Below are 16,063 nucleotides of genomic sequence, written 5' to 3'. Positions count from 1 at the left end.
GCCGGTTCTGCGCCCAGCCTGCCGGGACAAATATCTCCGGCTCCGAGCTTTAACACAGGTAGAAAACGATGCTGCTGATTTACTGCCCCTATTGCGAGGAAGAGCGTTCGGAACTCGAATTCCGCAACGCCGGCGACGCGCATATTGTGCGGCCGGCCAATATTGCCCAAATCTCGGATGAGGAATTCGAGGAATATTTCTTCCTGCGCGACAATCCGAAGGGTCTGATCTTCGAGCGCTGGCGGCATATCCACGGTTGCGGGCGCTTCTTCAACGCTGCGCGCGACACGGTGAGCGACCGCTTTTACAAGACTTACAAGGCCGGCGAGCCGAAGCCGGATATTTCGACGCTGCTGCCCGCGGCCCCTGAGCCGGTGGTGCAAGAGCACAAACTGCAAGAACAACCGGCACAAGAACAAGCACCACAAGAACAAGCACCACAAGAAGAGGGATTTGCGAAATGAGCGGCGCCAACCGTATTGCGGGCAAGGGCCGTCTGACGCCGGCCAGAACCGCTCGCTTCACCTTCGACGGCAAAAGCTACACGGCGCTCGAGGGCGACACCGTCGCTTCGGCGCTGTTAGCCAACGGCATTCATCTCGTCGGCCGCTCGTTCAAGTATCACCGTCCGCGCGGCATCCTGTCGGCCGGCGCGGAAGAGCCGAATGCACTGCTCGACATCTCCCGCGATTCCGCGCGCCGCCAGCCGAACGTGCGCGCCAGCGTCCAGGAGGTCTTCGACGGCATGAAGGCGCAGTCGCAGAATCGCTGGCCGTCTCTCGCCTTCGATGTCGGCGGCGTCAACAATCTCATGTCGCCCTTCTTCGCCGCGGGTTTCTACTACAAGACCTTCATGTGGCCGAAGGCCGCCTGGAAGAGCATCTACGAGCCTTTCATTCGCCGCGCCGCCGGTCTCGGCGTTGCGCCGACGGAGGAGGATCCGGATCACTATGCCGGCCGCTACGCGCATTGCGACGTGCTAGTGGTCGGAGCCGGCATTGCCGGTCTTTCCGCCGCACTCGCAGCAGCCGAGACAGGCGCCAAAGTCATCCTCTGCGACGAACAGTCGGAAGCGGGCGGGGCGCTGCGCTTCGATGCCAGCGTCAAGATCGACGGTGTCCAGGGCTATGACTGGGCTCAGGATGTCGCCGCCAAGCTCAAGTCGATGGACAATGTCGAAGTGCTGACCCGCACGACGGCGTTCGGCTATTACAACCACAATTTCATCGGTCTCGCCGAGCGTGTCACCGATCATCTCGCAAGGCCAGGCCGGCATCTGCCGCGCGAGCGCCTGTGGCAGGTCCGCGCCAAGCGCGTCATCATGGCGACGGGTGCGATCGAACGGCACATGGTGTTCCCGAACAATGACCGCCCGGGCATCATGCTGGCATCTGCGGCGCGCACCTATCTCAATCATTACGGTGTTGCCGTCGGTGCCAGGATCGGCGTCTACACGGCCCATGACTCTGCTTATGAAGCCGCCTTCGACCTGAAGCGCGCCGGCGTCTCCGTCGCGGCGATCGTCGACAGCCGCGCGCGTCCCGGTGAGGCTGTGCTTGCCGAGGCGAAGCGGCTCGGCATCGAGGTGCTGACCGACTATGCCGTTATCGACACCTCCGGCAAGCTCCGCATCGCCTCGATGACGGTGGCGCGCAATGGCAGCAGGGGCTCGCGCAAGATCGCGATCGATGCGCTGCTCGTATCCGCCGGCTGGACGCCCTCGGTGCATCTGTTCTCGCAATCGCGCGGCAAGCTGAAATTCGATACGGAGAAGCAGCGTTTCCTGCCGGGCACCTATGTTCAGGATTGTCTTTCCGTCGGTGCTTGCAATGGCACGGACGGGCTGCAGGCGGCGATCGAGGAATCGCTTGCCGCCGGCGAATTAATGGCGCGGGCTGCGGGAGCAAGCGGCGAGGGCGGGAAGATCCTGCTGCAGGCCGAACAGGACTTCGAATGGACCGGCGGCATGATCGGTGCGGCCGAGGGGGCGGGACCCGATACCAATGCCAAGGCTTTCGTCGATTTCCAGCACGACGTCTGCGCCAAGGATATTCGCCTTGCCGTGCGCGAGGGCATGCATTCCATCGAACATATCAAGCGCTTCACCACCAACGGTATGGCCTCCGACCAGGGCAAGCTCTCCAACATGCATGGCCTGGCAATTGCCGCGGAAATGCTCAACAAAGACATCCCGAAGGTCGGCCTTACAACGTTCCGCGCGCCTTATACGCCGGTGACCTACGGCACGCTGATCAGCCATTCGCGCGGATCGCTCTTCGACCCCGCCCGCAAGACGCCGATGCATGCCTGGGAAGAGGCGCATGGCGCCATATTCGAGGATGTCGGCAACTGGAAACGCGCCTGGTTCTATCCGCGCGCCGGTGAGACGATGCACCAGGCTGTCAATCGCGAATGCAAAACGGCACGCGAAGTGGCTGGCGTATTCGACGCCTCGACGCTCGGCAAGATCGAAGTGGTCGGGCCGGATGCGGCGCAGTTCCTGAACCTGCTCTACACCAATGCCTGGGATACGCTGAAGCCCGGCCGCTGCCGCTACGGCATCATGACGCGCGAGGACGGCTTCGTTTATGACGACGGCGTCGTCGGCCGTCTGGCGGACGACCGGTTCCATGTGACGACCACCACCGGTGGTGCGCCGCGCGTGCTGCAACACATGGAAGACTATCTGCAGACGGAGTTCCCGCATCTCAAAGTATGGCTGACGTCCACCACCGAGCAGTGGGCTGTTATCGCCGTGCAGGGACCGAAGGCGCGTGAAATCGTCGAGCCGCTGGTCGAGGGGCAGGATCTTTCCGACGAGGCCTTCCCGCATATGAGCGTGGCCGAGTGCAAGGTCTGCGGCGTGCCCGCCCGGCTGTTCCGCGTCTCCTTCACGGGCGAAGTCGGCTACGAAATCAACGTGCCTGCGGACTACGGGCAGTCGGTGCTCGAAGCCGTCTGGGCCCGGGCCGAGCCGATGGGCGCCTGCGCCTACGGCACCGAGACCATGCACGTGCTGCGCGCAGAAAAGGGCTACATCATTGTCGGCCAGGATACCGACGGCACGGTGACGCCTGATGACGCCGGGCTTTCCTGGGCGGTTTCGAAGAAGAAGACGGACTTTGTCGGCATTCGCGGCCTGAAGCGGCCGGATCTCGTCAAGGAAGGCCGCAAGCAGCTCGTTGGTCTCGTTACCCGCGATCCGAAGGTGGTGCTGGAGGAAGGCGCGCAGATCGTCGCCGATCCGAACGAGCCGAAGCCGATGACCATGCTCGGCCATGTCACCTCGGCCTATTGGTCGGAAAATCTTGGCCGCTCCATAGCCTTCGCGCTGGTCGCCGGCGGGCGCGAGCGCATGGGCAAGACGCTTTACGTGCCGATGCCCGATAAGACAATTGCCGTCGAAGTGACGGATCTGGTGTTCTTTGACAAGGAAGGAGGCCGGATCAATGGCTGATGTTGCAACCCGTAAACTGCCGCTCGCCGGCCGCCACGGCGGCTCCTCCACAGTCCGGCTGACGCCCGCGGTACCCGCAAGCCGTATTTCGCTGCGCGCACCGGCGGAGTCGCTCGACGGTCTCTCGTCAGTGCTCGGTTTCAGCCTGCCGCGCCGGCCGAAGACATCGGCCCGCAGCGATAGCCGCTATGCTTTGTGGCTGGGACCGGACGAATGGCTGGTCATCGACGAGAACGGCACGGACCTTGTCCGCCTCGCCGCTTCCGCCGGCGTTCTACATTCGGCTGCCGATGTCTCTCACCGAAACACGGCGATCATCGTTTCCGGCCCGGGCGCGGAAGCGACCCTCGCCGCCGGTTGCCCGCAGGATCTGTCGCTGCAGGTTTTCCCGGTTGGGGGCTGCTCGCGCACGCTGTTCGGCAAGGCGGAAGTCGTGCTGCTCCGCCTTGATGACGAGACGTTCCGCCTCGAAGTCTGGCGTTCCTTCTCCGACTACGCCTTCGGTTTGTTGGCCGAAGGCGCGGAGGATGCGCAAAATACCTTTTCTCCTTGAGGAGAAGGCGCCAATAGGCGGGACGAGGGGCGAAAAGCGATAGCTTCGAGCGCAGCAAGCGGAAGACCTTCGGACCCTGTTGGGGTGAAGGTGGAAAGAGGCTTTACGCTTCCGGCCGATCCTTCGGGTCGAACTGTGAAATGGTTGTCCAGGTCGCGGTCAGGGCCGGTTTGCGCTCGTTCTCGATTTCGACGCTGATGTCATAGGTCAGCATCAGCATGTTGGCGCCGCGCAGCCGGGTTTCGGCGAGCACGAAATGGCCGCGCACCCGTGCGCCGCATTTGACCGGCGACATGAAGCGGACCTTTTCGAAGCCGTAGTTGATGCCCATCGTCTGCTCGCGAATTTTCGGCAGGCCGCTGTAGTTCATCGCCGAAAGCAGGGAGAGCGTCAGAAAGCCGTGGGCGATGGTGCCGCCATAGGGCGTTTCCGCCCTGGCGCGCTCGGGATCGACATGGATGAACTGGTGGTCGAGCGTCGCGTCGGCGAAAGTATCAATCATCGTCTGGTCGACCGTGATCCAGTCGGAAACGCCGATCTCGGTTCCGACAAGCTTCATGATCTCAACAAGCGAAATATCGCCGGGCATTTCATCCTCGTCAGGTTTTGCTGCTTCTTGCGACCTTTCTGGTGAATAAAACCGGAAAGTCAACGGGCTCAGTTTTCGATGAGGAAACAGACCGAACGCGCCGGCACGGTGATCTCGTCTTGAACCGTCGTCGTTTCCTTCGGGTTCAGCAGCGACCAGCCGGCTTTGCCTGAGTCCGGCAGCTTGATGCGTTGTTCCTCTCTCGTGCGGTTCAGCAGCACGGCGAGACGGGTCTTTTTGCCGCTGCCGCGGTCCTGCGTGCCGATCGCCATACCGAGCACGCTCGCATCCGGCGTCTCCCAGTCGGGTACGGTCATTGCCGTGCCCTTCGCAGAGAACCAGAGGACATCGCCGTTGCCGTTGAAAAATTCCATCTCGCTGAAGGCGCTAAAGCGGCGGCGGAGGCTTGCGAGCCAGGCGGTATGGCCAATCAGCTCTTCGTCCAGCGTCGCCCAGTCCATCCACGTGATGTCGTTGTCCTGGCAATAGGCGTTGTTGTTGCCGCGCTGGGTGCGTCCGCCTTCGTCGCCGGCCGTCAGCATGATCGTGCCGCGCGTGGAAAAGAGCGTCGACAGCAGCGCTTCGATGTCGGTGCGGCGTTTGCCGAGGATGTTCGGATCGTCCGTCTTGCCCTCGACGCCGTTGTTCCAGGAGAAATTTTCGTTATGGCCATCGCGATTGTGTTCGCCGTTCGCCTCATTGTGCTTGTGTGCGTAGGAGACGATGTCCATCAGGGTAAAGCCGTCATGGGCCGCGAGGAAATTGACGCTGCGGGTCTGGGTGCGGCCGTCGCGGCCGAAAGCGGAGGAAGAGCCGGCAAAGATGGTGGCGATATCGCCGATCTTGTGGTCATCGCCGCGCCAGAAGCAGCGCAGATCGTCGCGGGCGCGATCGTTCCATTCGAGGAAGGGCGCCGGAAAATTGCCGAGTTGGTAGCCGCCAGGACCGATGTCCCAGGGTTCGGCAATCATGATGCGATCCTGAAGGACCTCATCGGCAAAGAGGGAGCGCAGCGTGAGGCTTTCTGGGTCGAAACCCTTGGCGGTGCGGCCGAGCACGGTGGCCAGATCGAAACGGAAGCCGTCAATGCCGGCGTGGAGCACGAAATGGCGCAGGCTGTCGATGATGAGCTGGCGTGTCGCCGGCTGATCGCAGGCAACCGTATTGCCGGTGCCGGTGTCGTTGATCAGCATAACTGGCTGGTTCGGGTCATGGTGGAAATATACGGGATTGTCGAAGCCACGCAATGACAGCGTCGAGCCATAGCGGTCGCTCTCGCCGGTGTGATTGAAGACGAGATCGAGGATGACGCCGATGCCCTCCGCATGCAGCGCTGCCACCGTCTCGCGCAATTCCTTGACACCACCGGGCGCGAGGCGGGGATCGAGGGCCATGAAGGCGACGGGATTGTAGCCCCAGCCATTGGTGAGGCCGAGTGGCGGCAGGTGCCGTTCGTCAATCCATGCGGCGATCGGCATCAGCTCTACGGCGTCGACATGCAGCCGCTTGAGATGGGCGATGATGGCCGGATGGGCGAGGGCGCCCAGCGTGCCGCGCTGCTTTGCCGGCACGTCCGGATGCAGTATGGTGAAAGGTTTGACGGCGATTTCGTAAATCAGGCCGCCCGGCTTGAACAATGGTTTGGCCGGCTTCACTGGTATGTCGCGCGAGACGATCGCCTTCGGCACCAGATCCTTCGTATCCTCGCCGAATGTGCCAAGGCGTGGATCGTAGCGGAAGGGCCTGTCGATTTCTTTGGCATAGGGATCGACAAGCAGCTTCGACGGATCGAACCACAGGCCCTGATCCGGATCGTATGAACCAAAAGCGCGAAAGCCGTAACGCGTGCCTTCCTTGGCCTCCTTCATAAAAAGACGATGCTCGTCGCCCTCGCGGGTGAGCGGCAGACGCGCGATCTCCTTGTGGCCTTCGGCGTCGAACAGGCAGAGCTCTATGCGCTCGGCATGTTTGGACAGGACAATAAATTCGACGCCCGTCTCGGTCAGGGTTGCGCCCAGGCGGCGGGTTGTCGGCTCGGACATCTCTCGGGCTTTCCGGATGGCTAGAGGTCGTCCCCTCTCCCCGCACGCGGGGAGAGGGCTAGGGTGAGGGGCGGCGCGTCCGGCAATTGCGCAGTCGCGGTAAATTTCGAGAAGGCCCCTCATCCGACCAGTCGCCGCCAAACTTCGTTTGGGCAGCTCCTGGCCACCTTCTCCCCCGCATCGCGGGGCGAAGGCGCCTGGCGGCAATCAGGTAATCACTGTCGGCGCATCGCGGCCGGTGCGGCCCTTGATATCGGCGATATCCTGCGCGGCAGCGATGAGGTCAGCGAGCGCTTCCTGTGTCTCGATGTTATGGCGGGTCGAATCCGGCTCGTAGCGCTCGATATAGACGCGGAGCGTCGCTCCCGTCGTGCCGGTGCCGGACAGGCGGAATACGACGCGGGAGCCGCCTTCGAACAGGATGCGAATGCCCTGATGCTGGCTGACCGATTTGTCGACCGGATCGTGATAGGCAAAGTCGTCGGCGGCGGAAACGGTGAGATCGCCGAACTTCGTGCCCGGCAGGGTCGGCAGCTTTTCGCGCAGAGCGTCGATTAGGCCATTGGCGGCATCGGTATCGACGCCTTCGTAGTCATGGCGCGAATAATAGTTGCGGCCGTAGGTCGCCCAATGCTGGGTGACGATATCGATGACGCTTTCGCCGCGCACTGCGAGGATGTTGAGCCAGAGCAGCACGGCCCAGAGGCCGTCCTTTTCGCGGACGTGGTTGGAACCCGTGCCGGAGCTTTCCTCGCCGCAGATCGTGGCCATGCCGGCGTCGAGCAGATTGCCGAAGAATTTCCAGCCGGTCGGTGTCTCGTAAATGCCGATGCCGCGCTTTTCTGCAACGCGGTCGGCGGCACCGCTGGTCGGCATGGAGCGGGCGATGCCGGCAATGCCGTGCGAATAGCCGGGCGCCAGATTGGCATTGGCGGCCAGGATCGCCAGGCTGTCCGACGGCGTGACGTAGATGCCCTTACCGATAATCAGGTTGCGGTCGCCGTCGCCATCGGATGCCGCGCCGAAATCGGGTGCATCGTCGCCCATCATCTCGTCGTAGAGTTCTTTGCAGTAGACGAGATTCGGATCGGGGTGATGGCCGCCGAAATCCGGCAGCGGCAGGAAATTGCGGACCGAACCGCCCGGCGCGCCGAGACGGATTTCAAAGATTTCCTTGGCATAGGGGCCGGTCACGGCGCTCATTGCGTCGAAGCAGAGGCGGAAGCCGAGGCTGACGAGGTTGCGGATGGCCCCGAAATCGAACAGCTCTTCCATCAGAGCGGCATAGTCTTCGACCGGGTCGATGACCGAGACGATCATGCCGCCAACGTCTTCGCGGCCGATGCGATCGAGATTGATGTCGGCGAAATCGGCGATCTTATAGCTTTCGATGACCTTGGTGCGCTCATAGATCGCATCGGTGATCTTTTCCGGCGCGGGGCCGCCATTGCCGATATTGTACTTGATGCCGAAATCCTCGGTCGGGCCGCCGGGATTGTGGCTCGCCGACAGCACGATACCGCCGAACGCCTTGTATTTGCGGATGATATTCGAGGCGGCGGGCGTGGAGAGAATGCCGCCCTTGCCGACCATCACTTTGCCGAAGCCATTGGCGGCGGCCATTTTGATAGCCTTCTGGATGACTTCGCGATTGTAGAAGCGGCCATCGCCGCCGATAACCAGGCACTTGCCCTGATAGCCTTCAAGCGAATCGAAAATCGACTGGATGAAGTTCTCGGCGTAGTTCGGCTGCTGAAATACGGGAACTTTCTTCCGGAGGCCGGACGTGCCAGGCTTCTGATCCGCATAGGGTTTGGTGGGAATGGTTTTAATCATTTGATTAAGCGCCTCTCGAGACAAGGCTGGAGTAGAGGGCTGCATAGCGTTCTGCGCTCTTGCCCCAGGATACGTCGGATTTCATGCCCTGCTTTTGCATCTGCGTCCAGACCTTTCGATCCTGGAAAAGGTGCATGGCGCGGCGTACGGCTTGCAGCAGCCCTTCGGCAGTGATGGGCGAAAACTGAATGCCGGTCGCGACTTTTGCCTGCAGCGCGGCGTGGTTGGCATCTATGATGGTGTCGTTGAGGCCACCCGTACGCGCAACGATCGGCAAGCAGCCATAGCGTAAGCCATAAAGCTGCGTGAGGCCACAGGGTTCGAAGCGGGATGGAATGATGATGGCGTCGCAACCGGCCTGCATCAGATGCGACATCGGTTCGTTATAGCCGGCGGAAACACCGACGCGGCCGCGATGGCGGCCGGCGGCGGAAAAAAGCGCGCCTTCGAGGGCGGCGTCGCCAGCCCCGAGGATGGCGAGCTTGCCGCCCATGCGGACGATATCGCTGGAAATGCGGGCAAGCAGGTCCATGCCCTTCTGCCAGGTCAGACGGCTGACGACGCAGAAAATCGGGCCGTCATCGTCGTCCAGACCAAAATGCTCGACCACGAGTTTGCGGTTCGCGGCGCGATCTTTCAGCGTCGCGGTTCCATAGGTCTGCGCAATCATCGGATCGGTTTCGGGATTCCAAATGCCATCGTCGATACCGTTCACAATTCCGTGCAGGCTGTCCGCGCGGCTGGCGATGACGCCTTCCAGACCCATGCCGAATTCCGGCGTCAGGATTTCCTCCGCATAGGAAGGGCTGACTGTGGTAAGCGCATGGGCGGTCTGAAGCCCGCCTTTCAGGAAGCCGACATCGCCGTAATACTCGACACCTTCGATCGAAAAGGCGTGCGGAGGCAGGCGCAGCCCGGGAAAGATATCGGAGCCGAATTGGCCCTGGAAGGCGATGTTGTGAACGGTGAGTACGCTCGGCAGTTCCGGCGTCGGATAATAACGCATGTAGACCGGCACCATGGCCGATTGCCAGTCATGCACATGCACCAGATCTGGCCGCCAGCCGGGCAGCAGGCCGGCGGCAATTTCCGCGCCGGCGAGCGACAGGGCGGCGAAACGCTGCCAGTTGTCGGGATAGTCCTTGCCGGTGGCGTCGACATAGGGACCGCCGCTGCGGTTGTAGTAGGCCGGCGCGTCGAGCACGAGGAGGGAAATCCCGTCCTGCTCGGCTTCGAAGACAGTGGCTTTCTCGCCAAGCAGATCGGAAAACTCGAGACAGGCCACCGGATTGCGAATGGCCTTCATGACCGCGGGATAACCCGGGATCAGGGTTTTCGTGTCGACACCATAGGGCTTGAGGGCGATGGGCAGGGCGCCGGCCACATCGGCCAAGCCCCCTGTCTTAATCAAAGGGAAGACTTCGGACGAAACCGAAAGAACTTTCATATGTCAGATATCCAGCTTGTCGATCATCGTCTGGGTGATCAGGCAGATACCACTTTCCGTCCGTCGGAAGCGTTTGCCGTCCAGCTCGGGATCCTCGCCGACCACCAGGCCTTCCGGAATGGTGACGCCATGGTCGATGACGACATTCTTTAGCTGGGCGCGGCGGCCGATCTTGACGCTTGGCAGCACCACGGCCCCTTCCAGCTTGGAGTAGGAATTGGCACGCACGCCGGTAAACAGCAGGCTGTTCGACAGGCTGGCACCCGAAATGATGCAGTCGCCGGCGACGACGGAAGAGACGGCCGAACCGCGGCGGTCCTCGTCGTCGTGGACGAACTTGGCCGGCGGAGTGATCTCGGCATAGGTCCAGATCGGCCAGGACTTATCGTAGATGTCAAGTTCCGGCACCACGGCGGTGAGGTCGATGTTGGCCTGCCAATAGGCGTCGACGGTACCGACATCGCGCCAATAGGCTTCGCGCTCGAAATCGGAGCGAACGCAGGATTGCGTGAAGCGGTGGGCGACGGCTTTGCCGTTCTTGACGATGTAGGGAATGATGTCCTTGCCGAAATCGCGGCTGGAATTCGGGTCGGCCGCATCGCGGCGCAGGCATTCGATCAGGAATTTCGTGTGGAAGACGTAGATGCCCATCGACGCCAGCGCGAAATCGGGGTTGCCCGGAATACCCGGCGGATCGGCTGGCTTCTCGACGAAATCGATGATCCGGTCCTTCTCGTCAACATGCATGACGCCGAAGCCGACGGCCTCCATGCGCGGCACTTCGAGGCAGCCGATAGTGACGTCGGCGCCGGAATCGACGTGCTGCTGCAGCATCCATTCATAGTCCATCTTGTAGATATGGTCGCCGGCGAGGATGACCATGTATTCCGGACCGTAGGGCTCGATGATGTCGATGTTCTGGTAGACGGCGTCGGCCGTGCCTTCGTACCATTGCGTTTCGGAAACGCGCTGGCTGGCCGGCAGAATGTCGAAGCTTTCATTACGCTCCGGTCGCAGGAAGTTCCAGCCGCGTTGCAGGTGGCGAATGAGGGAGTGCGCCTTGTATTGCGTGGCGACGCCAATGCGGCGGATACCGGAGTTCAACGCGTTGGAGAGCGCGAAATCGATGATGCGAGCCTTACCGCCGAAATAGACGGCAGGTTTGGCGCGGCGGTCGGTCAGCTCTTTCAGGCGGCTGCCTCGGCCACCGGCAAGAACGTAAGCCATGGCGTCGCGGGCCAGTGGCTGGATACGTTTTTCTACCATTTCAGTCCTCCCTGTCTGTGATGTCAGAATTCCGGCTCAAGCATGATCGTCGCCAGGGGAGGTAGCGTTATCGTCGCTTGTATGCCCCCGCCCGCACTGACGGCCTGCACGCGCCCGCCATTGCCCTTGCCGCTGCCGCCGTAAATGTCGGCATCGGTATTCAGTATCTCGCGCCACCGCCCCTCTGCTGGCAGGCGCAAGGTGTAATTCTCACGGTAAACCGGCGTGAAATTGGTGATGACCGCAACCGGCTTCTCGCCGGGCGCCTTGCGCAGCCAGGCAAAGACCGAATTCTCGAAGTCATCGACGATCAGCCACTCGAAACCTTCGCCTTCGCAGTCCCGGGCATGCAATGCCGGTTTGCTGCGATAGGTGAAGTTGAGATCACGCACGAGGCGCCGCATGCCCTCATGCATGCGATATTGCAGGAGATTCCAGTCCAGCGCACGGGCTTCGCTCCACTCGCTCCATTGCGCGAATTCCTGGCCCATGAACAACAGCTTCTTGCCCGGATAGCCCCACATGAAAGCGTAGTAGGCGCGCAGGTTGGCGAACTTCTGCCAGTCATCGCCCCCCATTTTAGCGATCAGCGAACCTTTTCCGTGCACGACTTCGTCATGGGAGAGCGGCAGAACGAAATTTTCGGAAAAAGCGTAGATCAGGCCGAATGTCAGCTCGTTGTGGTGATATTTGCGGTGCACTGGCTCGCGGGCAAGATAGCTCAGCGTATCGTGCATGAAGCCCATATTCCACTTGAAGCCGAAGCCGAGACCGCCTTCGTGGACCGGCTGCGAGACTTTCGGCCAGGAGGTCGATTCCTCGGCGATCGTCATCACGCCCGGGTGCGATCCATAGAGCCTGGTATTCATCGACTGCAGGAAGCGGACCGCCTCGAGATTCTCGTTGCCGCCATATTCGTTCGGGATCCATTCGCCGTGCTTGCGGGAATAGTCGAGATAAAGCATCGAGGCGACGGCATCGACGCGCAGGCCGTCGAGATGAAACTTCTCGGCCCAATAAAGTGCGTTGTTCTGCAGGTAGGCGAGAACTTCGGTGCGGCCGAAATTGTAGATCGCCGTATTCCAGTCTGGATGAAAGCCCTTGCGCGGATCTTCGTGCTCGTAAAGCGCGGTGCCGTCGAACCATCCCAGGCCGTGTTCGTCGGTCGGGAAATGGGCTGGCACCCAATCGAGGATGACGCCGATGCCGACCTTGTGACAGCCGTTTACGAAGCGGGCAAAGCCTTCCGGTTCGCCGAAGCGGGCGGTCGGCGCATAAAGCCCGGTGGTCTGATAGCCCCAGGACGGATCGTAGGGGTGCTCGGTGATCGGCAGGAATTCGATATGGGTGAAGCCCATATCGGCGCAATAGGGAATAAGGCGCGAGGCAAGCTCGTCCCAGGAGAGCATCGAGCCATCGTCGCGGCGCTGCCAGGAGCTGGCATGCACTTCGTAGATCGAAATCGGCTGCCGGCGCTTATCGACGCTGGCCCAATGGTCGAGGTGCGCCGCGTCTTCCCAGACCTGGTCCATTTCGTTGGCGGTGACCGAGGCGGTTTTCGGCCGCAGTTCGCTGCGCCGGGCGAAGGGATCGGCCTTCAGCGGCAAAAGCACGCCATCATGGCCGCGGATTTCGAACTTATAGGCGACGCCGGCCGGAACGTCCGGCGCGAAAATTTCCCAGATGCCGGAGTCCGAGCGAAAGCGCATGACATGCCGCCGGCCGTCCCAACCGTTGAAGTCGCCGACCACTGACACGCGCTGGGCATTCGGCGCCCATACGGCGAAGTGAAAGCCCTGCACGCCCTCATGCTTCAATGGGTGTGCGCCCATCTTATCGAACAGACGCAGATGCGTGCCCTCGCGGACGAAATAGTCGTCCATCGGGCCGAGGACCGGGCCGAAGCTGTAGGGATCGGTCACCGCCCATTCGGCATCGCCGCGCCGGGCGCGGTAGCGCACCGGCTGTTGTTTGGTGACCGTGATATTTCCGGAAAAGAACCCGGCTGGATCGAGACAATCCAGTTCACCGATGACGGAGCCGTCCAGCGCGGTGGCGGTGACGGCTTCTGCGCCGAGAATGAAGCAGCGGGCGATGAACCCGTCGTCCGTGCGATGTACGCCGAGAACGGCGAATGGATCGGAATGTGTGCCTGCGAGAATTGCAGCAATCTCGTCTGCCGAAATGTCCCTCAAGGCGATGCCGTCAGCGGGTCTTTTCGGCTTTTTCATCCGGCTCTCCAGATTTCCTTGGCATATTGACGGATCGTCCGATCGGAGGAGAACCAGCCCATCCGAGCAGTGTTGTTGATTGTTTTCGCATACCACTCGGAGGGCTTGGCCCAGAGGGCATCGACCTCGCGCTGGGCGGCGGCATAAGCGTCGAAATCGGCCGCGACCATGAACCAGTCATGAGCGTAAATGCCGTCGATCAGGCTGGCATAACGGCCCCGGTCGTCTGGAGAGAAGACGCCCGAGGCGATGGCCGAAAGCGCCTGCGCCAATTCGCGCGAACGTTCGATGACGGCGCGTGGGTCGTGGCCGTCGCTGCGCAGATTGGCGACCTCGTCGGCCTTCAGACCGAAGATGACGATGTTGTCTTCACCGACATTGTCCCGCATTTCGACATTGGCGCCGTCCAGCGTGCCGATGGTGAGGGCGCCATTGAGGCCGAATTTCATGTTGCCGGTGCCGGATGCCTCCATGCCGGCAGTCGAAATCTGCTCGGAGAGGTCGGCGGCCGGAACCATGACTTCGGCCAGCGAAACATTGTAGTTCGGAACGAAGACGACCTTCAGCAGGCCGCGCACCGACGGGTCGTGATTGATGACGCGGGCGACGTCGTTGATCAGCTTGATGATAAGCTTGGCGTTGTGATAGCTCGGCGCCGCCTTGCCGGCGAACAGTTTTACGCGCGGCTGCCAGTCGAGTTCCGGGTGCGAGCGGATCTGATCGTAAAGCGCGATGGCTTCGATGATGTTCAGAAGCTGGCGCTTGTATTCATGGATACGCTTGATCTGGATGTCGAACATCGCATCGGGATCGAGCTTGATGCCCATGCGGCTGGCGACCAAGTTGGAAAGCTGCACCTTGTTGGAGCGTTTGACGGCGGCGAACTTTTCCTGGAAGGCGCTGTCGCGGGCGAATTGGTCGAGCGGCTTCAGCTTCTCCGCATCGTCGAGAAACGCATCGCCGATGGTTTCGCGAATGAGACCGGTCAGGCCGGGATTGCACTGCATCAGCCAGCGGCGCGGCGTGATGCCGTTGGTCTTATTGTTGATGCGGTCGGGATAAAGCTTGTGAAGGTCAGCGAAGACGGTGACCTTCATCAGATCGGTATGGAGCGCCGAGACGCCATTGATCGAGTGAGAGCCGACGAAGGCGAGATTGCCCATGCGCAGGCGGCGATCGCCGTTTTCATCGATCAGCGAGATGGAGCGGATTTCAGCGTCGCTGAAATTGCGGGCCTTGCGGGCTTCGACCAGGATCTTGGCATTGATCGCATAGACGATCTGCATGTGGCGGGGCAGCAGCCGTTCGAACAACGGCACGGGCCAGCTTTCCAGCGCTTCGGGGAGAAGCGTGTGGTTGGTGTAGCCGAAGGTGTTGCGCGTGATGTCCCAGGCGGCGTCGAAGTCGAGACCGTGAACATCCACCAGAAGGCGCATCATTTCGGCAACGGAGACAGCCGGATGGGTGTCGTTCAGTTGGATCGCAACCTTGTCGGCAAGATTGGTGAGATCGTCATACTGCTGCAGATGACGGCGCAGGATGTCCTGCAGCGAGGCCGACGAGAAGAAGAACTCCTGACGCAGGCGCAGTTCCTGGCCGGCGGGCGTCGCATCGGCCGGATAAAGAACGCGGGTCAGGCTTTCGGCCTTGTTGCTTTCGCGCAGCGCGCCGATATGGTCGCCGGCATTGAAGGCGTCGAGCAGGATCGGGTCGATCGGCTGCGCCGACCAGAGGCGCAGCGTATTGACGCGCTTGGCGCGCCAGCCGACGACGGGCGTGTCGAAGGCAGCGGCAATGACGCGCTCGGCCGGCTTCCAGACATAGCGCGGCTGGTCGTCATGGCCGCTGACGAATTCGACGGCGCCGCCGAAACCGATTTCATAGGCGCTTTCCTGCCGTTCGAATTCCCAAGGGTTGCCGTGGGCAAGCCAGGTTTCCGGCAGTTCCACCTGCCAGCCATCGGCCATCTGCTGGCGGAACAGGCCGTGGACATAACGGATGCCGTAGCCGTAGGCCGGCACGTCAACCGTTGCCATCGATTCCATGAAACAGGCGGCGAGACGGCCAAGGCCGCCATTGCCGAGCGCTGCGTCGGGCTCGAGGCCGGCGATGACGCGGATGTCGACGCCGAGCGAGGAGAGCGCATTGGTGATCTCCTCGATAAGGCCGAGATTCGATACGGCATCACGCATCAGGCGGCCGATGAGGAATTCGAGCGAGAGATAGTAGACGCGCTTGGCACCGGTCTCGTACGCCTTGCGGGTCGATTCCATCCATTTGTCGATGACGCGGTCTCGAATGACAAGGATGGTCGCCGTCAGCCAATCGTGCGGCTTGGCCACTTTCGCATCTTTGCCGATGCGATAGGTCAGGCGCTCGATGATTTCTTCCGCAAGGATTTCGGGGCGGGAACTGCGGGGGGCCGGAACGGGGAGATTGGCCTTGGTCAAGTTATTCATACTATCAAGTCTCGCCATTTGTGATTTATATTCAGGGCGTTACGCCTGATTAAATCAATTTGCCATCGCCTTTACCTAGCAGTTTATGCACCGATGTAAAGGCGTTGCAACAAGTGAATTAGGCAGACGCGAAAATACCGGGCAAACCCCCTCAAAGCGCTAAAAAGACTTGATTCCAATTGT

General features: G+C 61.3%; 10 protein-coding genes. 3 read left to right on the top strand and 7 right to left on the bottom strand.

From position 1 onward, the window contains the following. Positions 1 to 68 precede the first annotated feature (68 nt). From QDY28_RS11155 to QDY28_RS11145, 3 genes are read left to right on the top strand one after another with little or no spacing between them, the layout of a single operon-like run. Positions 69 to 464, top strand: coding sequence for a sarcosine oxidase subunit delta (locus tag QDY28_RS11155; RefSeq protein ID WP_331381738.1), 396 nt, complete (start codon positions 69 to 71; stop codon positions 462 to 464). Beyond that, complete coding sequence (locus QDY28_RS11150) at positions 461 to 3,457, top strand: sarcosine oxidase subunit alpha (RefSeq protein WP_331381737.1); 2,997 nt, start codon at positions 461 to 463, stop codon at positions 3,455 to 3,457. The genes QDY28_RS11155 and QDY28_RS11150 overlap by 4 nt, the downstream gene beginning before the upstream one ends. Continuing rightward, positions 3,450 to 4,010, top strand: a complete 561-nt coding sequence (locus tag QDY28_RS11145) for a sarcosine oxidase subunit gamma (RefSeq protein ID WP_331381736.1) — start codon at positions 3,450 to 3,452, stop codon at positions 4,008 to 4,010. Before QDY28_RS11150 ends, QDY28_RS11145 begins: the two co-directional genes overlap by 8 nt. Before the next feature lie 103 nt (positions 4,011 to 4,113). On the opposite strand, the gene QDY28_RS11140 is transcribed toward QDY28_RS11145, so the two are convergent. From QDY28_RS11140 to QDY28_RS11110, 7 genes are all read right to left on the bottom strand, one after another. Next, positions 4,114 to 4,599, bottom strand: a complete 486-nt coding sequence (locus tag QDY28_RS11140) for a MaoC family dehydratase (protein WP_331381735.1) — start codon at positions 4,597 to 4,599, stop codon at positions 4,114 to 4,116. Between the two features lie 68 nt (positions 4,600 to 4,667). Next, entirely contained in the window at positions 4,668 to 6,641 is a 1,974-nt protein-coding gene (gene glgX, locus QDY28_RS11135; RefSeq protein WP_331381734.1) for a glycogen debranching protein GlgX, read from the bottom strand. Between the two features lie 207 nt (positions 6,642 to 6,848). Next, on the bottom strand, positions 6,849 to 8,477 hold the full coding sequence (locus QDY28_RS11130) for an alpha-D-glucose phosphate-specific phosphoglucomutase (protein ID WP_331381733.1): 1,629 nt from the start codon (positions 8,475 to 8,477) through the stop codon (positions 6,849 to 6,851). Positions 8,478 to 8,481: 4 nt separating this feature from the next. Then, positions 8,482 to 9,924, bottom strand: coding sequence for a glycogen synthase GlgA (gene glgA / locus QDY28_RS11125; RefSeq protein ID WP_331381732.1), 1,443 nt, complete (start codon positions 9,922 to 9,924; stop codon positions 8,482 to 8,484). 3 nt (positions 9,925 to 9,927) lie between these two features. Next, entirely contained in the window at positions 9,928 to 11,190 is a 1,263-nt protein-coding gene (glgC, locus tag QDY28_RS11120; RefSeq protein WP_331381731.1) for a glucose-1-phosphate adenylyltransferase, read from the bottom strand. A gap of 23 nt (positions 11,191 to 11,213) precedes the next feature. Next, on the bottom strand, positions 11,214 to 13,421 hold the full coding sequence (glgB, locus tag QDY28_RS11115; protein ID WP_331381730.1) for a 1,4-alpha-glucan branching protein GlgB: 2,208 nt from the start codon (positions 13,419 to 13,421) through the stop codon (positions 11,214 to 11,216). Further along, a complete protein-coding gene (locus QDY28_RS11110) occupies positions 13,418 to 15,880 on the bottom strand; it encodes a glycogen/starch/alpha-glucan phosphorylase (RefSeq protein ID WP_331381729.1) in 2,463 nt (820 codons plus the stop codon). The genes glgB and QDY28_RS11110 overlap by 4 nt, the downstream gene beginning before the upstream one ends. Between the last annotated feature and the right edge of the window lie 183 nt (positions 15,881 to 16,063).

The organism is Rhizobium sp. BR 362, from assembly GCF_036528765.1.
In the GTDB taxonomy this organism is placed as follows: domain Bacteria; phylum Pseudomonadota; class Alphaproteobacteria; order Rhizobiales; family Rhizobiaceae; genus Rhizobium.
This window is presented reverse-complemented; position numbering and strand designations above follow the sequence as displayed.